Raw genomic sequence first — 21,742 nt, 5'->3', positions numbered from 1 at the left:
ATGAAGCAGATCCTTGAAACCAAGTTGCTGGTCATCGGCGGCGGACCCGGCGGCTATGTCGCCGCCATTCGTGCAGGGCAACTCGGCATCGCCACGATCCTGGTCGAGCGGCAGGCACTGGGCGGCACTTGCCTGAACATCGGCTGCATTCCTTCCAAGGCATTGATCCACGTGGCCGATCAGTTTCACCGGGCCTGCGGCCAGGCCGAGCATGCCGAACTCGGCATCAGCGTCAGCGCACCGCGCCTGGACATCGGGCGCAGCGTCGCCTGGAAGGACACCCTGGTCGATCGCCTGACCTCGGGCGTCGCCGCGCTGCTCAAGAAGAACGGTGTACAGGTCATCCACGGCGAGGCCCGGGTCATCGATGGCAAGCAGGTAGAAGTCGACGGCCAGCGGATTCGCTGCGAACACTTGCTGCTGGCCACAGGTTCCCGCAGCGTGGAACTGCCGATGCTGCCCTTCGGTGGGGCGGTGATCGCCTCCACCCAGGCTCTGGCCCCGCAGACCCTGCCTCGGCACCTGGTCGTTGTCGGGGCTGGCTACATCGGGCTGGAACTGGGCATCGCCTATCGCAAGCTTGGCGCCCAGGTCAGCGTGGTCGAGGCCCGCGAGCGAATCCTGCCCACTTACGACGCCGAACTCACCGCGCCGGTCGTCGAGAAACTGGGCAAGCTCGGCATCGACCTCTACCTGGGACACACGGTGGAGGGCCATGATCACCAGGGCCAATGCCTGCTCGCGCGCGATGCCAACGGCCAGCAGGTACGCCTGGAAACCGATCGCGTGCTGGTTGCGGTGGGTCGCCGCCCCAACACCGAGGGTTACGGCCTGGAGTCGCTGGACTTGAACAGGCAAGGCCAGGCGATCGCGGTGGATCAACGCTGCCAGACCAGCATGCGGAACGTCTGGGCAATTGGCGACCTGACCGGTGAACCGATGCTGGCCCACCGCGCCATGGCCCAGGGCGAAATGGTCGCCGAAGTGATCGCCGGGCACGCCAGGCGCTTCGAGCCCACCGCCATCGCGGCCGTCTGCTTTACCGATCCGGAGCTGGTGGTGGTCGGCCTGACGCCCGATGCGGCTCGTGAACAGGCGCTGGACACGCTGGTGGCGCAGTTCCCCTTCGCAGCCAACGGCCGGGCCCTGACACTCGAGTCCGGGAGCGGCTTCGTCCGAGTGGTGGCACGACGTGACAATCACCTGATCCTTGGCTGGCAGGCCGTCGGCGCAGGTGTGTCGGAACTGTCCAGCGCCTTCGCCCAGTCACTGGAAATGGGCGCGCGCCTGGAAGACATCGCCGGAACCATCCATGCCCATCCGACCCTGGGCGAGGCGGTGCAGGAAGCGGCGTTGCGGGCTTTGGGCCAGGCTTTGCACGTTTTCTGAACTACAAGCTACAGGCAGGACGGTGCTGGGTCAGGTTCGCCGTTGCGCTTTAGCTTGGCGCTTGTTGCTTGCGCTTGGGTGAACCAGTCCGCGTAGGGGCTGTTGATGGCCTTGTGGCGGTTGAAGTCGGGGCTGCCATCGCTCCACCAGACCGGACCGCGTTCGCCAAGCGCTACCTTGGCGGCCTGGACCTGCGCCCTGGCGGCGCGCAGCACGTCGATAGCGCCAGCGGCCTTGGCCTGCCTGACCTGGCGTCGGGCACTCATCAGTTCATTGACCAGGTGCTGGCGTTGCGCCTCAGACAAGGACGGGTCGCTGCAGCGCCACAGCACTCCGTTCACGACGAAATAGCGGCCGTCTGGCGTCTGCGGGTAACGGCTCATTCGTTGTCGCCGCTCCGTTCGCTCAATGCCACCGCCAGGCGTGCCGCCTCGACATCATCTTCACGGTAATGGACCGCGCCAGCAGCATCGGTGATGACGAACAATTCGGACAGACCCGGACGGCGAAGCTCCACCGGGATTCGCTCGCCGGTCAGTTTGGTGACGATGATGGCCATCGCTTCTCCAGATGAGCATGACAAACATGTTCTTCTGGACCAGCCAGGTACGAGGAGGTGCGGTCGAATATACCGAGGATGATACAGGCGGGGCGCAATCAGGCGGGCGAAGAGCGATGAACGCTCGATGCAGGCATGGCGTCCCCGGCAGGAATCGAACCTGCACCGACCCCTTAGGAGGGGGCCGTTCTATCCATTAAACTACAGGGACATGCATGACCAGCTTGCTCATCACGCTAGACTCAACAGGCCATCAGCGCAATGCCATCAGTGCCTGCGTTAAGCCAGCTCGACATGACGGCCAAGGATAATGCTCGTTTTTGGTTCTATACGCAAGTCCAAAGCGTAGCTGTAGACAGCTGCCTGGCATCGGCAGTGAATGCCGAGGATGCCTCGGCCGGGCCGCCAGCATACGCATGAAGATGAAGCCCAACTATCCGGGCATTTTGCATGACTCTCTACCATGCAGAATGCAAAGTGCAATCGACCGTAAGCTCCGTACGCTTCCAAACGCCTGTTTTTGCTAGGGAAAATCGCTCCCTCAAGGTTGGCATGCTGCCTGCAACGCTATCGAGCCCCGGCACGCTGCCGAACCGACCCACGCGGAGAACCCTCATGACTCGCCTGCTGCTTCTGCTCAACACGCTGGCCCTGACATGTGTCGTCACCCTTGGCGTCGTCGAGGTCACTCCGACCCAGACTTCACTGATCGACCAGCGTCCGGGGCTGATCGCTCGTCAGGCGGTGATGGGTGAGGACGCGCCCAGCCCAACGCTCGTCCGCCATGCGCGCCTGGCCTTCTGATCAGTCTCGCGCGCCGGTGATGCCATTGCGCTCGAGCAACGCGATGAAAGCATTGACGGTGTCCTGCAGCGATCCCGAGTTGTCGAGTAGATGGACAGCAGCATCCCTTGCAGGTTCAAGACTTTCATTGCGCGCCAGCCGCGCCTCGATCTGCAGATCGCTCTCCCGGCCCCGTTCGCGCAAACGCTGACGCAGCACCTGCGGCTGCACGTAAAGCCAGACGAGCAACATGTCCGGATAGCGCCGTAGCGCTTGCGCCTGGTACTCGCGCGAGCCGTTGACCAGCACCGAGCTGCCGCTTGCCAGCCAATCATCCACTTCCTTGGCGATGCCATATCCCAGACCGTTGGCCCGCCAGTGCATGGCGAACGTCCCCTGCCGCACCATCTGCTCGAACGCCTCAAGGGTCACCCCGATCGCCTGCTCGCCCTTGGACTCGGCGGACCTGGTGATCACCCGCCGGACCCGTTGGATACCGCGTTGCGCCAACCAAGGCGCGGCGGCCTCGATCAGCGAGTCCTTGCCGACACCCGATGGACCGACCAGATAAATGAGACGTCCGGGAACGGTTGGCAAAGGTTTCTCACTTGCTTCATGCTGCATAGCCACTATGCTCTGCCTTGGGAACCTGATTTTCAGGATTTTCCACCATCATGGTCGCTCGTTTCCAGATTTTGACGACAGTTGATTGACAGTAGGACTGGCTGGAAATCCAGAAACTTTTCAAACCAGTCCGCATTTCTGATAATTGGTACTGGCACCACGCTGCTACCGGGCTCACTATTTGTCACAGATTTGACGCCAAGGAAACGGCGACCTTGAGGCAAGATGAGCAGCTAAATCACGACTCGGTTGAACATTTTGTCGTCGTCACGGTCGTAGTTCCACCGTGCGGCCAATTTCGAGAACCGCTTCCCCCTCTGAACCAGAAATCCGGTCAATTTATATGCGCCCAATGAAACAGGCTATCTATTCGAGCCGCACTGCTGACAAGTTTGTCGTCCGCCTGCCTGATGGGATGCGTGAGCGCATTGCCGAAGTAGCTCGCAACCACCATCGCAGCATGAATTCCGAGATCATCGCCCGCCTGGAGCAAAGCCTTATTCAGGAAGGCGCCTTGGGCGACGATCTGAGCATGCGTCTGGACAGCCCCGAGCTTTCGCTGCATGAACGCGAGCTGTTGCAACGTTTCCGCCAGCTGTCGCACCGCCAACAGAACGCGCTGGTCGCCTTGATTGCCCACGACGTGGAAATGGCCGCCGACGCCTCCTGATCGACCTACCGCCGCCGCACAGCCCTAACGTAAAAAGCCAGCGAAAGCTGGCTTTTTACGTTAGGGCAGGCAAATGCTCAGAGCAGGAACAGCGTAGCCAGGCCAAGGAAGATGAAGAAGCCGCCGCTGTCGGTCACGGCCGTGATCATCACGCTCGATCCCATCGCCGGGTCCCGCCCCAGGCGCACCAGGGTCATGGGGATCAGCACCCCCATCAGGGCTGCCAGCAACAGGTTGAGGGTCATGGCCGCAGTCATCACGACTCCGAGTGACCAGCTGCCATAAAGCACGAAGGCCACCACGCCGATCACCCCACCCCAGATCAGGCCGTTGAGCAGGGACACGGCCAGCTCCTTGCGCATCAGGCGCCGAGTATTGCCAGGCGCCACCTGATCCAGGGCCATTGCCCGAACGATCATGGTAATGGTCTGGTTGCCAGAGTTGCCGCCGATGCCAGCCACGATCGGCATCAGGGCCGCTAGCGCCACGAGTTTTTCGATGGAGCCTTCGAACAGGCCGATCACCCGTGAAGCCAGGAAAGCGGTGATGAGGTTGATGGCCAGCCAGGCCCAGCGGTTTCGCAGCGAGCGCCAGACCGAAGCGAAGATGTCTTCCTCTTCACGCAGACCGGCCATGTTCAGCACTTCGCTCTCGCTCTCCTCGCGGATCAGGTCGACCATTTCGTCAATGGTCAGACGCCCGATCAAGCGACCGTTCTTGTCCACCACCGGCGCGGAGACCAGGTCGTAGCGCTCGAACGCCTGCGCTGCATCGTAGGCATCCTCGTCGGGATGGAAGGTGACCGGATCACTGGCCATGACCTCGGCGACCTTGCGTTCCGGATCGTTGACCAGCAGGCGCTTGATCGGTAGCACACCCTTGAGGATGCCTTCATGGTCGACCACGAACAGTTTGTCGGTATGGCCCGGCAGTTCCTTGAGTCGACGCAGGTAGCGCAACACGACCTCCAGGCTGACATCTTCGCGGATGGTCACCATCTCGAAGTCCATCAGCGCGCCGATCTGTTCTTCGTCGTAGCTCAGCGCCGAGCGTACCCGCTCACGCTGCTGGGCATCGAGGCTCTCCATGAGTTCATGGACGACGTCACGCGGCAGTTCCGGAGCCAGGTCCGCCAGCTCGTCAGCGTCCATTTCCTTGGCCGCCGCGAGCAGCTCGTGGTTGTCCATGTCCGCGATCAAGGTTTCCCGGACCGCGTCGGACACCTCGAGCAGGATGTCACCGTCCCGATCGGAGCGCACCAGCTGCCAGACCGTCAGACGATCTTCCAGCGGGAGTGCTTCGAGGATATAGGCGATGTCGGCAGGGTGCAGGTCGTCGAGCTTGCGCTGCAGCTCGACCAGGTTCTGCCGATGGACCAGATTCTCCACCAGGTCCTGGTGCTGGCCTTCCTGCCGGTGGGTCAGATCTTCGACGATCCGCTGGCGTTGCAGCAGGTCGACCACTTGGGCAAGACGGTCTTGCAAGCTTTCTTGAGCTTTCTTGGCTTCGACTTCGGTCATAGGCGAACTCCACTCCCAGCCGCGGAGCACGCCGGGAGAATCAATCTGACAGATTCAGCTTGGTAACGAGGGTTATTGAGTAACTACTGGGTAAGTCCATGGTGGTATTCCACAAGCCCCGGCGGGGCTGACGGGCGCAATCATACACTGACTGGACAGTCGGATCGCTTAAATTTTTGGTCGAACAATTGTTTGCGCGGTAAAGCTATGACCGCACACGAGCTGATCAGTGCCAACCGACGAAATACTCGAGACAGAGCGCATCGAAGGCAGGCGCTCGACGAAGTCGAAGCTTCGAATTGGGATGAGAAAATCGCGGAAAAAGAAAAACCCGCTACGAGAGCGGGCTTCAATGATATGGCGGACCCAAGAGGATTCGAACCTCTGACCGCTCGGTTCGTAGCCGAGTACTCTATCCAGCTGAGCTATGGGTCCAGGGTGGTAGTTTTAGACCAGATTACCACTGGTTGGATGATGTCTGCCCCGACTTGCAAGGCCAACTTCATGAATGGCGGACCCAAGAGGATTCGAACCTCTGACCGCTCGGTTCGTAGCCGAGTACTCTATCCAGCTGAGCTATGGGTCCAGGGTGGTAGTTTTAGACCAGATTACCACTGGTTGAATGATGTTGCCCCGACTTGCAAGGCCAACTTCATAAATGGCGGACCCAAGAGGATTCGAACCTCTGACCGCTCGGTTCGTAGCCGAGTACTCTATCCAGCTGAGCTATGGGTCCGTGTCTTGCCGCGCATTATAGTTCGCAAATCTGATTTGGCAACTTATTTTCGTTTAAAATCAACGACTTAAGTAGCCATTCAATGTTCTGCGCCCTACACGAATAATGGCGGTGAGGGGGGGATTCGAACCCCCGATACCCTTTTGAGGTATACTCCCTTAGCAGGGGAGCGCCTTCGGCCACTCGGCCACCTCACCGCAACACGGGGCGTATAATAACCAGACCCTTCCCCGTTTGCAAACCCTTTTTCTAAAAAAAATCGAGAAAAATTAAAGGGTTGGTTCTTCGTCCTTCTCTTTCTTGATCCGCAGGTAGATTTCCTCGCGGTGTACGGCCACTTCCTTCGGCGCGCTCACTCCGATGCGTACCTGGTTTCCTTTTACACCCAGCACGGTGACGGTGATCTCACCGTCGCCAATGATCAGGCTCTCGGCGCACCGACGAGTCAGAATCAACATAGTTTTTCCTCACGCAATTCATTCAGGGATAACAGTCTTTACAGCTAGGCCGGAACCGCCATCACGGCGGCAGCACCGGCCCTGGTTGGCGATCGCAGACGGCGACTGGCCAGGCCTGCGATCGCCAGAAACGCGAAGGGCGCGGCAAGCCGCGCCCCACCGGGCACTGCCTCACTCGCTCTGTCGGGCCGGGGCGTCCAGCTCGAAGGCCGTGTGCAGTGCACGAACCGCCAGTTCGAGGTACTTCTCTTCGATGACCACCGACACCTTGATTTCCGAGGTGGAAATCATCTGGATGTTGATGCTTTCCTTGGCCAGGGCTTCGAACATGCGGCTGGCCACGCCAGCATGCGAGCGCATGCCGACGCCGACGATGGAGACCTTGGCGATCTTGGTATCGCCGGTGGCCTCGCGGGCACCGATCTCGCGAGCGGTGTTCTCGAGTACCGACAGTGCCTTCTCGTACTCGTTGCGATGCACGGTGAAGGTGAAGTCTGTGGTGTTATCGTGCGATACATTCTGCACGATCATGTCGACCTCGATGTTCGAGGCGCTGATTGGACCGAGGATCTTGAAGGCGACGCCCGGAGTGTCCGGCACGCCGCGAATGGTCAGCTTGGCTTCATCACGGTTGAAGGCGATACCGGAAATGATCGGCTGTTCCATGGATTCCTCTTCATCAATGGTAATGAGGGTGCCCGGACCCTCCTTGAAGCTGTGCAGCACGCGCAGCGGGACATTGTATTTGCCAGCGAACTCCACCGAACGGATCTGCAGCACCTTGGAGCCGAGGCTGGCCATTTCCAGCATTTCCTCGAAGGTGATCTTCTCCAGCCGGCGAGCCTGGGCCACGACCCGCGGGTCGGTGGTGTAGACGCCATCGACATCGGTGTAGATCTGGCACTCGTCGGCCTTCAGCGCGGCAGCCAGGGCCACGCCGGTGGTATCGGAGCCGCCACGTCCGAGCGTGGTGATGTTGCCGTGTTCGTCGACCCCCTGGAACCCCGCCACCACCACCACACGCCCGGCCTGGATGTCGGCACGAATCCGGTGGTCGTCGATTTGCAGGATGCGCGCCTTGTTGTGCGAGCTGTCCGTCAGGATCCGTACCTGGTTGCCGGTGTACGACACTGCCGGCACGCCACGCTTGTTCAGCGCCATGGCCAGCAGGGCGATGGTCACCTGCTCGCCGGTCGAGACGATGACGTCCAGCTCACGGGGGTCCGGCTTTTCGCTGACCTGCTTGGCCAGGTCGATCAGCCGGTTGGTTTCTCCGCTCATGGCCGACAGCACGACCACCAGGTCATCGCCTGCGTCGCGGAATTTCTTGACCTTGTCGGCAACCTGCTCGATCCGCTCGATGGAGCCGACAGAGGTGCCGCCGAATTTCTGTACGATCAACGCCATTTGAAAGCTGCCTCAGCCCACGATGGGCACCTAAACGTTCCATGATGTGGCGGCCCGCAGCATCGGGCCGCCACATGTCAAAGCCCCTGTTCGGCGAAAGGCACGGCCAGGGCCAGGGCCTGGTCGAGGGCGGCGACATCGACGCCACCGCCCTGGGCCATGTCCGGACGTCCGCCGCCCTTGCCTCCCACCGCCGCAGCGGCCTGCTTCATCAGGTCACCGGCCTTGAGTCGACCGGAGAGCTCCTTGGTCACGCCGGCGACCAGCACGACCTTGCCCTCATGCTCGCTGCCGAGCAGGATCACTGCGTGGCCGAGCTTGTTCTTGAGCTGGTCGACGAGAGCCAACAGGGCCTTGCCGTCCTGACCGTCGACACGCGCGGCGAGAACCTTGGCACCCTTGACCTCCACCGCGGCGCTGGAGAGATCGTCCCCGGCGGCGCTGGCGGCCTTGGCCTGCAGCTGTTCCAGCTGCTTCTCCAGCTGGCGGTTGCGCTCGAGCACAGCCGACAGCTTGTCGATCAGGTTGTCACGATTGCCCTTGACCAGCTGCGCGGCTTCCTTGACCTGCTCTTCAGCTGCGTTCAGGTAGGCCAGCGCCGCAGCGCCGGTGACCGCCTCGATCCGGCGCACGCCAGACGCGACGCCACCTTCGCTGATGATCTTGAACACACTGATGTCGCCGGTGCGCTTGGCATGGATGCCACCACACAGCTCGACCGAGAAGTCGCCGCCCATGCTCAGCACGCGCACGGTATCGCCATACTTCTCGCCGAACAGCGCCATCGCGCCCTTGCGCTTGGCGGTCTCGATATCGGTTTCCTCGGTCAGCACCGGGGTGTTGCGACGTACTTCACGGTTGACGATGTCTTCCAGGGCCTTGATCTGCTCAGGCTTGATCGCCTCGAAATGGCTGAAGTCGAAGCGCAGGCGCTGGCTGTCGACCAGCGAGCCCTTCTGCTGGACGTGGTCGCCCAGCACCTGGCGCAGCGCCGCGTGCAGCAGGTGGGTCGCCGAGTGGTTCAGCGAGGTAGCCTTCTGCACGTCGGCATCGACACGCGCGCTGACCTGCGCACCCACGCACAGGTTGCCGCTGGCGACCACGCCATGGTGCAGGAAGGCACCGCCGGTCTTGGTGGTATCACGCACGTCGAAACGCACGTCACCGGCTTCGATGAAACCCATGTCGCCGATCTGGCCACCGGACTCGGCATAAAATGGGGTTCGGTCGAGCACCACGACGCCCTCCTCGCCCTCGCCCAGTCGCTCGACCGCCTGGCCGGCCTTGTACAAGCCGACCACCCGAGCCTCGCCTTCGGTGGCGGCATAACCGAGGAACTCGGTGGCGACGTCGACCTTGACCAGGCTGTTGTAGTCCATGCCGAAGGCACTGGCGGAGCGAGCGCGCTCGCGCTGGGCCTCCATTTCGCGCTCGAAGCCTGCCTCGTCGATGGTCAGACTGCGCTCGCGAGCGATGTCGGCGGTCAGGTCCATCGGGAAACCGTAGGTATCGTAGAGCTTGAACACCACGTCGCCCGGCACCACTTCGCCCTGCAGCTGGGCCAGGTCCTGCTCGAGGATACGCAAGCCTTGCTCGAGGGTCTTGGCGAACTGTTCTTCCTCGGTCTTGAGCACGCGCTCGATGTGTGCCTGCTGGCTCTTGAGCTCTGGGAAAGCCTCGCCCATCTCGGCGACCAAGGCCGCGACGATGCGGTGGAAGAAGCTGCCCTTGGCGCCCAGCTTGTTGCCATGGCGGCAAGCGCGACGAATGATCCGACGCAGGACATAGCCGCGACCCTCGTTGGACGGCAGCACGCCGTCGGCGATCAGGAAGCCGCAGGGACGGATATGGTCGGCAACGACCTTCAGCGACGGCTGGCCATCGTTGCTGCAGCCAATGGCCTCGGCGGCAGCGGCAAGCAGGTTCTGGAACAGGTCGATCTCGTAGTTCGAATGGACATGCTGCAGGACGGCGCTGATGCGCTCGAGCCCCATGCCGGTGTCCACCGACGGTGCCGGCAGCGGGTGCAGCACGCCATCGGCGGTGCGATTGAACTGCATGAAGACGTTGTTCCAGATCTCGATGTAGCGATCGCCGTCTTCTTCCGGCGAACCGGGCGGGCCGCCCCAGATGTCCGCGCCGTGGTCGTAGAAGATCTCGGTGCATGGCCCGCAGGGGCCGGTGTCACCCATGGTCCAGAAGTTGTCCGAGGCGTATGGCGCGCCCTTGTTGTCGCCGATGCGGACCATGCGCTCGGCCGGTACGCCGATTTCCTTGGTCCAGATGTCGTAGGCTTCGTCGTCGGTCTCGTAGACGGTCACCCACAGCTTGTCCTTGGGCAGGCCAAGCCACTGCTCGGAGGTCAGGAAGGTCCAGGCGAAGGTGATCGCATCACGCTTGAAATAGTCGCCGAAGCTGAAGTTGCCCAGCATCTCGAAGAAAGTATGGTGGCGCGCGGTATAGCCGACGTTCTCCAGATCGTTGTGCTTGCCGCCGGCGCGAACGCATTTCTGGCTGCTCACCGCGCGGGTGTAGGCACGCTTTTCCTGGCCCAGGAAGCAGTCCTTGAACTGGTTCATGCCGGCATTGGTGAACAGCAGGGTCGGATCGTTGTTCGGGATCAGGGAACTGGAGGCGACTCGGGTGTGTCCCTGCTCCTCGAAGAAGCGAAGGAAGGCTTCACGGATTTCTGCGCTTTTCATAGTTTCTTCCACGGAGACGGCGGCCTTGAACCAAGGCAAAGGGCCGCATTATATCGGTCCTGCACGCTCTATGCAGTGTGTTTTGTGCGATGCAGGCCGTCGTTCGGACAGTTTGTCGGAGCACGGCGGGCAAAAGATCAGGCCGTGATGCTAAAGCCAGGCTTTTGCCGGTGGCAAGAGGGATGCTGCGACACCTCCAGCCCGTCGACGACTTCGCAACGCCTGGCCACCCGGCGCTCCACGCCCTCAGCCCAGCCCCTGCCCCGCATCAGGCACGACCAGGATCCCCGCTCGTAGACCATTGGCGACCTTCGGATTCGGGAAGATGATTCGCGCATCCGGCTCTTCGACCAGCCAGCGCACTTCGGCCAGGTCTTCGGCCAGCAGGTAGCCGGGACTCAGTTCGCTGAAGTTCTCGACGTCGACCGGCAGGTGCAGGCGAAACTGGTCGCTGTGCTTGATGATCTCGCGAGCGACACGGAACAGCTGCAGGCCGTCGAGGCTTTCGCCGGCATCCGGCTCGTTGCCTTCGATCATCTGCCGCAGCCTTAGGTACAAACGGTCCAGATCGATCTCGCCGTTCTGCCCGAACGGTCGCGCCTTGCCCAGCTCGAGGGTGAAGGCTTCGGCGTCCAGCTGCTCGTAGCTGAAGGCACTGAAGGTGATGGAAGGCTTGTTCTGCAACAGCACCGCCTGCAGGCCGGCCGCGCCCAGGCGGGCCAGTTCGCGTCGCGAATGGCGCCTGCCTTCCTTGAACGGATAGAGCGCGAACTGCTCGATCCGCGATCCGCGCATTGCGGTGTGCAAGTCGTAATGGAGGCGGGTGCGTCCCGGCTGGCTGAAAAACACCCTGGCCAGCTGTTCCAGCTCCGCCGCGCGCAGGGCCTCGGCGCCACTGGACAGGTGATGCCGTCCGTTGAACAGGCGATTGATGTCCTGCTCGACGTAACGTTCGCCGCGCCGCATCGCTTCGGGGTTGCCGAACAGGAACAGCACGCGCGCCCTTGGCTTGAGCGTGCCACCGGCGATGTCCCGCAAAAGCCGGTCGAGCAGCTCGATCGGCGCGGTCTCGTTGCCGTGGATGCCTGCCGACAACAGCAGGTCGAGGGCATCATCGCGCCCTTGCGGCGGACGGACCTCCAAGGCGCCGGTCCCCAGCCAGCGCAGGCGCACGCCCTCGACCGTCACTTGCGTCTTCTCCGCTGGCTCGTGGTCGGCCAGGGTCAGGTCAAGCAGTCTGCCGAGAGCGAGCATGGCACGGTCCTCAGTGATGGTGGCCGCAGTCAGGACCATGGACGTGATCGTCGTCCTCGACTTCGGCAGGCTCCATCTCCAGCTCCAGGCTCACCAGGTTGGTGGCCATCGGCCGCAGCAGCAGATTGGCATACTCGCTGGCGTCCTCTTCGACGTCCACGCCGATCAACAACTGGCCGCGGCCATCGTGCTGGATCCAGACCTCCTTGCCTTGCCAGACCACGGCCAGGCGCGTACAGGAGGTTTCCAGCTGGGTGCCGTCGTCATCTTCAAGGATCAGCCGCAGGGCATCGGACATTATCGAATTCTCTCTTCAGGGTTGGCATTGGAACGGATAGACGGAGCCCAGGCGCAGTATGCGGGTCAGCTCATCCAGGGCCGTACGGCATTCATCGAGCAGCAGAGGGTCGGCCAGATCCGCTTCGCTCATGCGATCACGGTAGTGCCGATCGACCCATTGCACCAGCGTATCGTACAGCGTCGGCGTCATCATGACGCCGGGATTGACCGCTGCCAGCTCGGTTTCCTTCAGCGCGACACGCAGGCGCAGGCACGCGGGTCCGCCGCCGTTGCGCATGCTCTGCTTGAGATCCAGGGCCATGAACTGACGGATCGGCCCCCTGCCATCCACCAGCTGGTCGAGATAGGCGCGCACTGGCGGATGCTCGCGGCACTCCTGGGGCACGATCAGCAGCATGGAGCCATCGGCCCGGCTCAGCAGCTGGCTGTTGAACAGATAGGAGCGCACCGCGTCCTCGACCGTCACGGCCGAACGTGGTACCTGCACGGCCTGCAGCTGGCCGCCACGCTCGGCCAGCCGGGCCTGCAGCTGGGCCAGCACGCGCTCGCCATCGAGGAAGGCGTCCTGATGATGGAACAGCACCTGGCCACTGCCCACGGCGATCACATCGTTGTGAAACACCCCCTGGTCGATCACCGCCGGATTCTGTTGGGCATAGACGACAGCGGACTCGTCCAGCCCGTGCAGGCGCGCCACGGCCTGGGAGGCCTCCAGGGTCTGGCGCGCCGGGTAGCGTGTTGGCGAAGGATAGCGATGATCGAAGGCACTGCGGCCGAACACGAAGAATTCCACGCCGGGCTCGCCATGCTCGCGGCACAGCCGCGTATGGTTGGCCGCGCCCTCGTCACCGAATTGCGCCACGGCTGGCAGGGCCGGGTGATGGGCGAAATGGCGCGGGTCGGCGAACATGGCGGCCAGCACGCGGCTGGTGGTGGGATGCTCGAGACTGCGGTGGTACTTGCAATTGAGGTTGGCCGCGGTGAAATGCACGCGACCGTCGGCGGTATCGGCGCTGGAGCTGACCGTCGCGGCATTGGCCACCCACATGCTCGATGCCGAACAACTGGCGATCAGCAAGGGCATGGCCTGGCGCGCCGCGCGGCGGATCACTTCGGCATCGCTGCCGGAAAAGCCCAGGCGGCGCAAGACGGCGACATCCGGCCGTTCCTGCGGTGCGAGCACGCCCTGCCGGTAGCCCAGGTCCATCAGCGTCTTCATCTTGGCCAGCCCCTGGCGTGCCGCCTCGCGCGGATTGGACACCAGCTGGCTGTTGTCCTGCGAAGCGACATTGCCATGGGACAGGCCACCATAATTGTGGGTGGGCCCTACCAGGCCGTCGAAGTTGACTTCATGGGCTTTCATGGGCTGGCTCCGACTCCTGCGCTCATAGGGTGATGCCCGGCGCCAGGGTCGCCGGCACGACGAGGTCCGGGGTCTCCAGCGAAGCGACCGGATAGGCGCAGTAGTCGGCCGCGTAGTAGGCGCTGGGTCGATGGTTGCCACTGGCGCCAACCCCGCCGAAGGGCGCGCTGCTGGCGGCGCCGGTGAGTTGCCGGTTCCAGTTGACGATACCGGCGCGGCTGCGCAGCCAGAAATGCTGGTAACGCGCCCGGGAGTCGGACAGCAGCCCCGCGGCCAGGCCATATCGCGTCGCATTGGCCTCGTCGATGGCCTGATCGAAGTCGGCGTAGCGGAACACCTGCAGCAACGGGCCGAAGAATTCCTGGTCCGGTCGTTCGGCAACCTGGCTGACATCGAGAAGCCCTGGCGTCAGCAAGGCCGTGCCGGGTTGGACACGGGCCATCGGCAACAGCGCCTGCGCGCCGCTTTCCAGCAACTGCTGCTGCGCGGCGAGCAGCGCATCGGCGGCCTGTAGCGAGATCACCGCCCCCATGAACGGTGCCGGCTGCTGGTCGAAGGCACCGACACGCAGGCCGCGGCAGACCTGGACCAGACGCGCCAGCAGGCGCTCGCCCCATTCGCCACGCGGCACCAGCAACCGACGCGCACACGTGCAGCGCTGGCCAGCGGAGACGAATGCCGACTGGATGATAGTGTAGACCGCGGCGTCCAGATCCTTGACCTGATCGACCAGCAGCGGATTGTTGCCGCCCATCTCCAGCGCCAAGAGCTTTTCCGGATGCCCGGCGAACTGCTGGTGCAGCAGATGGCCCGTCTGACTCGAGCCGGTGAAGAACAGACCGTCGATCCCAGGGTCGGCAGCGAGCGCCATGCCGGTTTCGCGACCGCCCTGGACCAGGTTCAGCACGCCAGGCGGCAAGCCGGCTTCGATCCAGCATTCGACGGTCGCCTGGGCAACGCAGGGCGTCTGCTCGCTGGGCTTGAACACGATGCAGTTGCCCGCCAGCAGCGCCGGCACGATATGCCCGTTGGGCAGGTGCCCAGGGAAATTGTAAGGTCCGAACACGGCCACCACGCCATGTGGCTTGTGCCGCAGCACGGCGGTCGCGTCGGCCAGCGCGGCGTGGCTTTCTCCGGTCCGCTGACGGTAGGCCTGCAACGAAATCGCCACCTTGTTGACCATGCTGGTCACTTCGCCGGTCGCTTCCCACAGCGGCTTGCCTGTTTCCTGGCCAATGCAGCGTGCCAGGCTGGTCTCCCTGGCCTTGAGTCGCGCGGCGAACGCCTCGAGCAACTGGATGCGCCTGTCCAGGCTGGTCTGGGCCCAGCCAGGGAAGGCCTGGCGCGCCGAGCGCACGGCCGCCTGGACCTGGCCTGCGCTGGCGTTCCGGCCTTGCCAGAGCACGGCCTGGCTGACCGGATCGAGCGATTGCAGGCGCTGGCCCTGCCCCGACTGCCATTGGCCGGCGATGTAATGCGTGGTCATGGCCTGCCCTCCCGGCCAGGCGACAGCGGCACGGCACGCACATGGTCGCCTGCGCCCAGGCGCAGGCGCCGGGCCGTCTGCGGATCGACCACCAGGGTGCCAGCCGCCAGCCGCGCCGGTGCGGTAGCGATGCGGCAATCTTCGCGCTTGCGGTTGTGGATCAGGTAAGGCGGTGCATCGTCGCCTGGCGTGCCGATGGCCAGCACCAGGGCCTGGCTGTCGCGCACCGCACGGATGCCTTTGGTTTCGCATTCCAATGCCGGCCCGGCATCGAAGATGTCGACGTAGCCCTGGTAGCGGAAGCCTTCGCCTTCGAGCATGCGCAGGGCCGGCTCGGTGTCGGCATGCACGCGACCGATGACCTCGCGCGCCGCCTCGGAGAGAAAGCAGGTGTACAGCGGGAACTTGGGCATCAGCTCGGCGATGAACGAGCGGTTGCCGACCCCGGTGAGGTAGTCGGCCTGGCTGAATTCCATCTTGAAGAAGTGCCGGCCCAGGCTCTCCCAGAACGGCGAACGCCCTGCCTCGTCGCAGATACCGCGCATCTCGGCCATCACCCGTTTGCCGAACAACTCGGGAAACTCGGCGATGAACAGCAGGCGGGCCTTGGACAGCAATTTGCCATTGAAGGAGCCACGCTGTTCGCTGCGCAGGAACAGCGAGCATAGCTCGGAGTTGCCGGTCAGGTCGTTGGCCAGGAACAGGGTCGGAATTTCCCGATAGATGTTCAACTCGTGCGAGGCGCTGACGGTCAACCCCACCCGGTAGTTGTACCAGGGCTGGCGTAGCCCGACGGCCCCGGCAATGGCGGAAATGCCCAGCACCAGGCCGTCGTCGTCCTCGAGCACGAACAGATAGTCGGCATCGCCGCGCTCGGCCTGGCCGGCGAAGCTCTTCTCGGCACAGGCGACCCGGTGTTCCAGGCGCGCTTCGTTGGCCGGCAGCGTGGTCAGCCCGGTCAGGCCGGTGCTGCGCGCCATTTCGATCAGCGCGGGTAAGTCACTGCTGCGTACGGGACGAACGATCATGCTCTCTCCTTGGGCGGCGGGCCAGCAGGCCTGTCGCATGAGTTGGCCTGGACTGTCCAGCCGCAGGTATCAGACGGCAACCAGGCGTACGCTCGCGCCTTCGCCCACCAGCAGGGCCTCGGCCGCCCCGCGCTCGAGCACCAGTGGCTTGCCTGGTGTCCAGTCGAGCGTCAGTAGCACGGCACGAAAGTCCTGCAGCTGGCCATTGCAGACCAGGTAGGGGCGACCGTCCGCGCACGCCAGGTCCTGGATCTTCACCGGTACCGCGCGACTCTGGGCAATGGAGCGAATGCTGGAGACCCGCGCGTGCAAGGTCGGCCCGCCATCGAAGATGTCGATGTAGTGTTCGGTCTCGAAACCCTCGCGCATGAGGATGTCGAACGTGATCTGCGCACGCGGATGCACCTGCCCCATGGCCTCTTGGGCCAGGTCTGGCAGAAGTGGCACGTAGATCGGATAGTGGGGCATCAGCTCGGCCAGGAACGTCCGGCTCTTGAGCCCGCAGAGCCGCTCGGCCTCGGCATAGTTGAGGTCGAAGAAGTTGCGGCCGATGGCATCCCAGAATGGCGATTCGCCCTGTTCGTCGCTCTGGCCGACGATCTCGGTCACCACCGAGTCGGCGAAGCGTTCGGGATGCGCTGCCATGAACAGCAGGCGACCGCGCGAATTGAGTTCGGCCCAACCGCTGTCCACCAGCTCCGGCACCATGTAGAAACTGGTCAGCAGGCTGTTGCCAGTCAGGTCATGGCACAGCGACAGAACGTGGATCTTGTTGTGGATTTTCAGCTCGCGCGAGGCATGCACGAAGGTTTCGTTGCGAAAGCTGTAGAACGGCTCGGAATACCCAGCCGAGGCCACGATCGCGGAGCAGCCGACCAACCTGCCAGTCTGGCTGTCCTCGAGCACGAAGAAATAGCTTTCCTCGCCGTTGAAGCTGACCTCGGCGGCGAACGACGCTTCCGAGGCGGCGATCTTGTCGCCCAGCCGAGCCGCGTCGTCAGGCAGCGAGGTGACACCTACCGGGCTGTCGGCAGCCATGCGCTGCACTTCGTTCAGATCAGCCATTTGCGCGGGGCGCATCACCAGCATGGTGTCACTCCTATGGAAAAGCCGGCCAACGCTGTCGGCACGGAAAAACGTCGCTCGCCTGGGCCAGCGCACTGGATCGACCAGACACCGATGCCTGGCGGCATCGACGTCCGCTCGCCGCTCGGTCAGGCCTGGGTCAACCTGGCCACCGCGCGCTCGAAGCGATCCAGCCCCTCATCGATGTCGGCATCCTCGATCACCAGGCTCGGGGCGAAGCGCACCACGTCGGGACCGGCCTGCAACACCATCACGCCTTCCTTCTCGGCGGCATCGAGCACATCCCTGGCCTTGCCCTTCCAGGCATCGGCGAGCACGCAGCCGATCAACAGGCCCAGGCCACGCACCTGGCTGAACACGCCGTACTGCTGGCCAATACGCTCCAGGCGAGCCTTGAAGCGCTCATGCCTGGCCTTGATGCCAGCCAGGGTCCGGGGCGTGTTCACCACGTCGAGCACGGCACAGGCTACCGCGCAGCCCAGCGGGTTGCCGCCGTAGGTCGTGCCATGGGTGCCCACGGCCAGGTGACTGGCCAATGCCGTGGTGGTCAGCATGGCGCCGATGGGGAAGCCTCCGCCCAGGCTCTTGGCGCTGGTCAGGATGTCCGGGACGACCCCATAGTGCTGGTAGGCGTACAGCGAGCCGGTACGCCCCACCCCGGTCTGTACCTCATCGAAGATCAGCAGTGCATCATGCTCGTCGCACAGCTTGCGAGCGCCTTCCAGATAGGCCTGGTCAGCCGGGACCACGCCGCTTTCGCCCTGGATCGGCTCGATGACCACCGCGCAGGTACGATCGGAAATCTGCGCCTTGAGCGCCTCCAGGTCATTGTAGGGCACATGGCTGATGCCGGTGATCTTCGGCCCGAAGCCATCGGAGTACTTCGGCTGGCCGCCGACACTGACGGTGAACAGGGTACGTCCATGGAAGCTGTTCACCGTGGCGATGATTTCATGCTTGTCCGGACCGAAGCGGTCGTAACCGACACGACGAGCCAGCTTGAAAGCGGCCTCGTTGGCTTCGGCGCCTGAGTTGCAGAAGAACGCGCGCTCGGCGAAGGTCGCCTCGACCAGCTTGCGGGCCAGACGCAGGGCCGGTTCATTGGTGAAGACGTTCGAGACATGCCAGAGGGTATTGGCCTGCTCGGTCAGGGCCTTGACCAGCGCCGGATGCGCATGGCCGAGCGCATTGACCGCGATGCCCCCGGCGAAGTCGACCAGCTCTCGACCGGACTGGTCCCAGACGCGGGAGCCTTCGCCACGCACGGGAATGAAAGCCGCCGGTGAGTAGTTGGGGACCATGACCTGGTCGAAATCGGCACGTTGCACCGGGGCTTGCTCAACGGACATCTGAGTCTCCTGGAGAGGCACGCTGGCCTGGATCGGCGAGCGATGAAGGGGATTGTAAGGACTGGTCGGCGGCTGCCCTTGCTATCAAGCGACAACTTGTTACAGCGCCCAACCGTGCCTGGGCACGGCTTTCGACAATGCGACAAACATTGTCACAAACGCGCGGGGAAAGCTGCAAGCTGTGCAGCGTGGAGGAAGGCAGGCCGATGCGCACGGTGTTGCCTTGGCTTGCGCCAGGTTAGGTGTTGGTGCCGCACGCCCGCTTGGGAGCGTTCGCCGCCGGGCGCCGGACCGACTCCGGCAGTCCCGGCACCGAACCAACCGCGACAGGCCTCTATCGGCCCGCCCTCAGCCAGCCTCAGGCCAGGCTCTTGCTCACCACTTCGTACACATCGCTCGATAGCGGCCCGCAAGCCAGGATCCGCTCGAGCTCGCCCTTCATCAGCGCCTGGCGGGCTGCGTCGTACTTGCGCCAGCGGGTCAGCGGCGCCAGTTGGCGCGAGGCGATCTGCGGGTTGAGGGCGTTGAGCTCGATCACCAGGTCGGCCAGGAAGCGGTAGCCCGAACCATCGGCGGCGTGGAAGTTGACCAGGTTCTGGCCGGCGAAGGCGCCGATCAGCGCGCGCACCTTGTTCGGGTTCTTCAAGGTGAAGGCCGGGTGCTGCATCAGTGTCTTGACGCGCGCCAGGCCGCCAGGCAGCGGGCTGGCCGCCTGGACGCTGAACCATTGGTCCATGACCAGCGGATTGTCCTTGAAGTGCTCGGCGAAGGCTTCCAGGGCCTTGGCGCGCTCTACCTGGAACGGTGAGTTGACCAGCACGGCCAGGGCCGTCAGGCGCTCGGTCATGTTGTCGCAGTGTTCGAACTGTTCCAGGGTCGCCTCCAGCACCTGCGGCTTGCCGCTGAGCATCACGTACGAGAGCGCGATGTTCTGCAGGCTGCGGCGGGCAAAATGCTCGGCGGCGGCCACATAGGCGGTGTTGCGAGACACCTCGCGGTTGGCCTGGTAGCGCGCCCACAGGAGGTCGAACAGCTGTTCGGCGATCTGCCGACGGGCGAATTCGCGGGCTGCGTGGATAGCGTCCACGTCGGCAACCTGGCTGATTTCGGTCAGGTACGCCTCGCCCGGCAGCGACAGCATTTCGGCAACCATGGCGGCGTCGAGCGACTCGTTGCCGAGCACGGCACCCAAGGCGCCGACCAGCCGCTGATCGAGCTGGAACGCTTCGCCACGCTGATACTGGCCGATCAGTTCCTGCAACACCTGAACCGCCAACTGCTGCCCCGCCTCCCAGCGGTTGAAGCCATCGCTGTCATGCTGCATGAGGAACATCAGCTGGTCGCGATCGTAGGGGAAGCTCAGCTTGACCGGCGCGCTGAAACCACGCAGCAGCGACGGCAGTGGCTTGCTGGCGATACCTTGGAAGGTGAAGGTCTGCTCGGCCTCGGTCAGCGAAAGCACACGGCTGGTCCCGCTCGCGGCGGCCTCGCCAGCCAGGCGCAGCGGCAGGTCACTGCCCTGGGCATCGAGCAGCCCCAATTCCACCGGAATCACGAACGGCAGCTTCTTGGCCTTGTCCGGGGTCGGCGGACAGCTCTGGCGGAAGGTCAGGCTGTAGGTGCCGGCGGCGGCGTCATGGGCCTCGCTCACCTCCAGGCGCGGAGTACCGGCCTGGGTATACCAGCGCTTGAACTGGGCAAGGTCGACGCCGTTGGCATCCTCCATCGCCCTGATGAAATCGTCGCAGGTCACCGCCTGGCCGTCGTGGCGCTCGAAGTACAGGTCGCTGCCCTTGCGAAAGCCCTCGGCGCCCAGCAGGGTGCGAACCATGCGCACCACCTCGGCACCTTTCTCGTACACCGTCAGGGTGTAGAAGTTGGAGATCTCGATGAAGCTGTCCGGGCGAACCGGATGGGCCATGGGGCCGGCATCCTCGGCGAACTGGTGGGTACGCAGGTAGGCCACGTCCTCGATGCGCTTGACCGTGCGCGAATTCATGTCGGCGCTGAACTCGGCATCGCGGAACACCGTGAAGCCTTCCTTGAGCGACAGCTGGAACCAGTCGCGACAGGTCACCCGGTTGCCCGACCAGTTGTGGAAGTACTCATGGGCCACCACGCCTTCGACGCGCTGGTGCGCGGCATCGGTGGCGGTTTCGGCGCGTGCCAGCACGCAACTCGAGTTGAAGATGTTCAGGCCCTTGTTTTCCATGGCGCCCATGTTGAAGTCATTGACCGCGACGATCATGAAGATGTCCAGGTCGTACTCGCGACCATATGCCTGCTCGTCCCAGCGCATCGACTTCTTCAGGCTGACCATGGCGTGGTCGCACTTGTCGATGTTCTCGGGCTCGACATAGATACGCAAGGTCACGTCGCGGCCGGACTGTCGGGTGAAGCTGTCCTCGACGCACCAGAGGTCGCCAGCCACCAGGGCGAACAGGTAGGCGGGCTTGACGAACGGGTCTTCCCAGGTCGCCCAGTGCCGTCCATCCTCGGCCGGGCCGCTGCCGATCGGGTTGCCGTTGGACAGCAGTACCGGATAGCGATGCTGTTCGGCGATCACCGTGGTGGTGAAGCGGCTCATCACGTCCGGTCGATCGAGGTAGTAGGTGATCTTGCGGAAACCCTCGGCCTCGCACTGGGTGCAGAACATCTTGCCGGACTTGTACAGGCCTTCGAGGGCAGTGTTGGCCTGCGGATGGATCCGCACGCTGGTATCGAGGGTGAAGCGCTCGGTGCTCGGCTGCAGGGTCAGGCTGTCGCTGTCCAGGCGGTATTCATCGCTCTCCAGCGTCCGGTCATCGAGCTGCACCGACAGCAGCTCGAGCTGCTGGCCATCGAGCACCAGTGGCGGCAAGCCGGCGCCGCGCGCGGGGTTGCGACGCATGACCAGCTGCGCATGCACCAGGCTGTGATCCTCGAACAGCTCGAAGGTCAGGTGGGTCTCGTCGATCAGGTACTCCGGCGCCTGGTAGTCCTTGAGGTAGATCGCTTGCGGTTGTTCGGTGCGCATGGGTCGGTCCTT

The 21,742-nt window shown here is 63.5% G+C and carries 18 protein-coding genes and 5 tRNA genes; 3 read left to right on the top strand and 20 right to left on the bottom strand.

Annotated elements, in window-relative coordinates; genetic code table 11:
• Window positions 1-1,389, top strand: a complete 1,389-nt coding sequence (gene lpdA / locus ACY8GK_RS01515; RefSeq protein WP_462402083.1) for a dihydrolipoyl dehydrogenase — start codon at window positions 1-3, stop codon at window positions 1,387-1,389.
• An 8-nt stretch (window positions 1,390-1,397) separates the two neighbouring features.
• Here lpdA and ACY8GK_RS01510 read toward each other — a convergent pair whose 3' ends face one another.
• The 3 genes from ACY8GK_RS01510 to ACY8GK_RS01500 form a co-directional block, all read right to left on the bottom strand.
• Window positions 1,398-1,772 carry a hypothetical protein gene (locus tag ACY8GK_RS01510; RefSeq protein ID WP_462402082.1) on the bottom strand — a complete coding sequence of 125 codons (375 nt, stop codon included), beginning with the start codon at window positions 1,770-1,772 and terminating at the stop codon, window positions 1,398-1,400.
• Entirely contained in the window at window positions 1,769-1,948 is a 180-nt protein-coding gene (locus ACY8GK_RS01505; RefSeq protein ID WP_196176656.1) for a hypothetical protein, read from the bottom strand. The genes ACY8GK_RS01510 and ACY8GK_RS01505 overlap by 4 nt, the downstream gene beginning before the upstream one ends.
• Before the next feature lie 136 nt (window positions 1,949-2,084).
• Window positions 2,085-2,159 (bottom strand) — tRNA-Arg (locus tag ACY8GK_RS01500).
• Between the two features lie 404 nt (window positions 2,160-2,563).
• Here ACY8GK_RS01500 and ACY8GK_RS01495 point away from each other — a divergent pair.
• Complete coding sequence (locus tag ACY8GK_RS01495) at window positions 2,564-2,752, top strand: hypothetical protein (RefSeq protein ID WP_196176658.1); 189 nt, start codon at window positions 2,564-2,566, stop codon at window positions 2,750-2,752.
• On the opposite strand, the gene phnN is transcribed toward ACY8GK_RS01495, so the two are convergent.
• Window positions 2,753-3,355, bottom strand: a complete 603-nt coding sequence (gene phnN, locus ACY8GK_RS01490; protein WP_196176660.1) for a phosphonate metabolism protein/1,5-bisphosphokinase (PRPP-forming) PhnN — start codon at window positions 3,353-3,355, stop codon at window positions 2,753-2,755.
• 343 nt (window positions 3,356-3,698) lie between these two features.
• On the opposite strand from phnN, the gene ACY8GK_RS01485 reads away from it, so the two are divergent.
• Window positions 3,699-4,025 carry an Arc family DNA-binding protein gene (locus tag ACY8GK_RS01485; RefSeq protein ID WP_015271261.1) on the top strand — a complete coding sequence of 109 codons (327 nt, stop codon included), beginning with the start codon at window positions 3,699-3,701 and terminating at the stop codon, window positions 4,023-4,025.
• A 77-nt stretch (window positions 4,026-4,102) separates the two neighbouring features.
• Here ACY8GK_RS01485 and mgtE read toward each other — a convergent pair whose 3' ends face one another.
• The 16 genes from mgtE to pepN all read right to left on the bottom strand — a co-directional run bounded on the left by mgtE (window position 4,103) and on the right by pepN (window position 21,730).
• A complete protein-coding gene (mgtE, locus tag ACY8GK_RS01480; protein WP_196176662.1) occupies window positions 4,103-5,545 on the bottom strand; it encodes a magnesium transporter in 1,443 nt (480 codons plus the stop codon).
• 358 nt (window positions 5,546-5,903) lie between these two features.
• Window positions 5,904-5,980 (bottom strand) — tRNA-Arg (locus ACY8GK_RS01475).
• A 74-nt stretch (window positions 5,981-6,054) separates the two neighbouring features.
• Window positions 6,055-6,131, bottom strand: a tRNA-Arg gene (locus ACY8GK_RS01470).
• A gap of 73 nt (window positions 6,132-6,204) precedes the next feature.
• A tRNA-Arg gene (locus tag ACY8GK_RS01465) sits at window positions 6,205-6,281 on the bottom strand.
• Window positions 6,282-6,387: 106 nt separating this feature from the next.
• A tRNA-Ser gene (locus tag ACY8GK_RS01460) sits at window positions 6,388-6,478 on the bottom strand.
• 72 nt (window positions 6,479-6,550) lie between these two features.
• Window positions 6,551-6,739 carry a carbon storage regulator CsrA gene (csrA, locus tag ACY8GK_RS01455; protein WP_043209419.1) on the bottom strand — a complete coding sequence of 63 codons (189 nt, stop codon included), beginning with the start codon at window positions 6,737-6,739 and terminating at the stop codon, window positions 6,551-6,553.
• A gap of 171 nt (window positions 6,740-6,910) precedes the next feature.
• Window positions 6,911-8,146 carry an aspartate kinase gene (locus tag ACY8GK_RS01450; RefSeq protein WP_196176664.1) on the bottom strand — a complete coding sequence of 412 codons (1,236 nt, stop codon included), beginning with the start codon at window positions 8,144-8,146 and terminating at the stop codon, window positions 6,911-6,913.
• A 77-nt stretch (window positions 8,147-8,223) separates the two neighbouring features.
• A complete protein-coding gene (alaS, locus tag ACY8GK_RS01445; RefSeq protein ID WP_462402081.1) occupies window positions 8,224-10,848 on the bottom strand; it encodes an alanine--tRNA ligase in 2,625 nt (874 codons plus the stop codon).
• Between the two features lie 246 nt (window positions 10,849-11,094).
• A complete protein-coding gene (gene astE / locus ACY8GK_RS01440; RefSeq protein WP_462402080.1) occupies window positions 11,095-12,102 on the bottom strand; it encodes a succinylglutamate desuccinylase in 1,008 nt (335 codons plus the stop codon).
• 10 nt (window positions 12,103-12,112) lie between these two features.
• Complete coding sequence (locus ACY8GK_RS01435; protein WP_196176671.1) at window positions 12,113-12,400, bottom strand: topoisomerase II; 288 nt, start codon at window positions 12,398-12,400, stop codon at window positions 12,113-12,115.
• A 15-nt stretch (window positions 12,401-12,415) separates the two neighbouring features.
• The gene (astB, locus tag ACY8GK_RS01430) at window positions 12,416-13,765 is read right to left on the bottom strand and encodes an N-succinylarginine dihydrolase (protein ID WP_462402079.1); all 1,350 of its coding nucleotides are present in this window, start codon (window positions 13,763-13,765) and stop codon (window positions 12,416-12,418) included.
• Window positions 13,766-13,787: 22 nt separating this feature from the next.
• Window positions 13,788-15,251 (bottom strand): succinylglutamate-semialdehyde dehydrogenase, encoded by a 1,464-nt coding sequence (astD, locus tag ACY8GK_RS01425; RefSeq protein ID WP_462402078.1) that lies wholly within the window; start codon window positions 15,249-15,251, stop codon window positions 13,788-13,790.
• Entirely contained in the window at window positions 15,248-16,279 is a 1,032-nt protein-coding gene (astA, locus tag ACY8GK_RS01420; protein WP_196176676.1) for an arginine N-succinyltransferase, read from the bottom strand. The genes astD and astA overlap by 4 nt, the downstream gene beginning before the upstream one ends.
• Before the next feature lie 69 nt (window positions 16,280-16,348).
• Window positions 16,349-17,368 (bottom strand): arginine/ornithine succinyltransferase subunit alpha, encoded by a 1,020-nt coding sequence (gene aruF, locus ACY8GK_RS01415; protein WP_462402077.1) that lies wholly within the window; start codon window positions 17,366-17,368, stop codon window positions 16,349-16,351.
• Window positions 17,369-17,493: 125 nt separating this feature from the next.
• Window positions 17,494-18,714, bottom strand: a complete 1,221-nt coding sequence (locus ACY8GK_RS01410) for an aspartate aminotransferase family protein (RefSeq protein ID WP_462402076.1) — start codon at window positions 18,712-18,714, stop codon at window positions 17,494-17,496.
• A gap of 358 nt (window positions 18,715-19,072) precedes the next feature.
• Window positions 19,073-21,730 carry an aminopeptidase N gene (pepN, locus tag ACY8GK_RS01405; RefSeq protein WP_462402075.1) on the bottom strand — a complete coding sequence of 886 codons (2,658 nt, stop codon included), beginning with the start codon at window positions 21,728-21,730 and terminating at the stop codon, window positions 19,073-19,075.
• Window positions 21,731-21,742: the final 12 nt, after the last annotated feature.

The organism is Pseudomonas sp. Marseille-QA0332 (assembly GCF_054950175.1).
Note: the sequence above shows the minus strand (reverse complement) of the source record. Positions and strands in the feature narration are given on the sequence as shown.

Bases quoted from the DNA above. Each gene is read 5' to 3' on its own strand.
- ACY8GK_RS01485 (WP_015271261.1), top strand. From the start codon at position 3,699: ATGCGCCCAATGAAACAGGCTATCTATTCGAGCCGCACTGCTGACAAG.
- ACY8GK_RS01495 (WP_196176658.1), top strand. From the start codon at position 2,564: ATGACTCGCCTGCTGCTTCTGCTCAACACGCTGGCCCTGACATGTGTC.
- aruF (WP_462402077.1), bottom strand. From the start codon at position 17,368: ATGCTGGTGATGCGCCCCGCGCAAATGGCTGATCTGAACGAAGTGCAG.
- astB (WP_462402079.1), bottom strand. From the start codon at position 13,765: ATGAAAGCCCATGAAGTCAACTTCGACGGCCTGGTAGGGCCCACCCAC.
- phnN (WP_196176660.1), bottom strand. From the start codon at position 3,355: ATGCAGCATGAAGCAAGTGAGAAACCTTTGCCAACCGTTCCCGGACGT.
- astD (WP_462402078.1), bottom strand. From the start codon at position 15,251: ATGACCACGCATTACATCGCCGGCCAATGGCAGTCGGGGCAGGGCCAG.
- astE (WP_462402080.1), bottom strand. From the start codon at position 12,102: ATGCTCGCTCTCGGCAGACTGCTTGACCTGACCCTGGCCGACCACGAG.
- csrA (WP_043209419.1), bottom strand. From the start codon at position 6,739: ATGTTGATTCTGACTCGTCGGTGCGCCGAGAGCCTGATCATTGGCGAC.
- astA (WP_196176676.1), bottom strand. From the start codon at position 16,279: ATGATCGTTCGTCCCGTACGCAGCAGTGACTTACCCGCGCTGATCGAA.
- pepN (WP_462402075.1), bottom strand. From the start codon at position 21,730: ATGCGCACCGAACAACCGCAAGCGATCTACCTCAAGGACTACCAGGCG.
- mgtE (WP_196176662.1), bottom strand. From the start codon at position 5,545: ATGACCGAAGTCGAAGCCAAGAAAGCTCAAGAAAGCTTGCAAGACCGT.
- ACY8GK_RS01410 (WP_462402076.1), bottom strand. From the start codon at position 18,714: ATGTCCGTTGAGCAAGCCCCGGTGCAACGTGCCGATTTCGACCAGGTC.
- ACY8GK_RS01505 (WP_196176656.1), bottom strand. From the start codon at position 1,948: ATGGCCATCATCGTCACCAAACTGACCGGCGAGCGAATCCCGGTGGAG.
- ACY8GK_RS01450 (WP_196176664.1), bottom strand. From the start codon at position 8,146: ATGGCGTTGATCGTACAGAAATTCGGCGGCACCTCTGTCGGCTCCATC.
- lpdA (WP_462402083.1), top strand. From the start codon at position 1: ATGAAGCAGATCCTTGAAACCAAGTTGCTGGTCATCGGCGGCGGACCC.
- ACY8GK_RS01435 (WP_196176671.1), bottom strand. From the start codon at position 12,400: ATGTCCGATGCCCTGCGGCTGATCCTTGAAGATGACGACGGCACCCAG.
- alaS (WP_462402081.1), bottom strand. From the start codon at position 10,848: ATGAAAAGCGCAGAAATCCGTGAAGCCTTCCTTCGCTTCTTCGAGGAG.
- ACY8GK_RS01510 (WP_462402082.1), bottom strand. From the start codon at position 1,772: ATGAGCCGTTACCCGCAGACGCCAGACGGCCGCTATTTCGTCGTGAAC.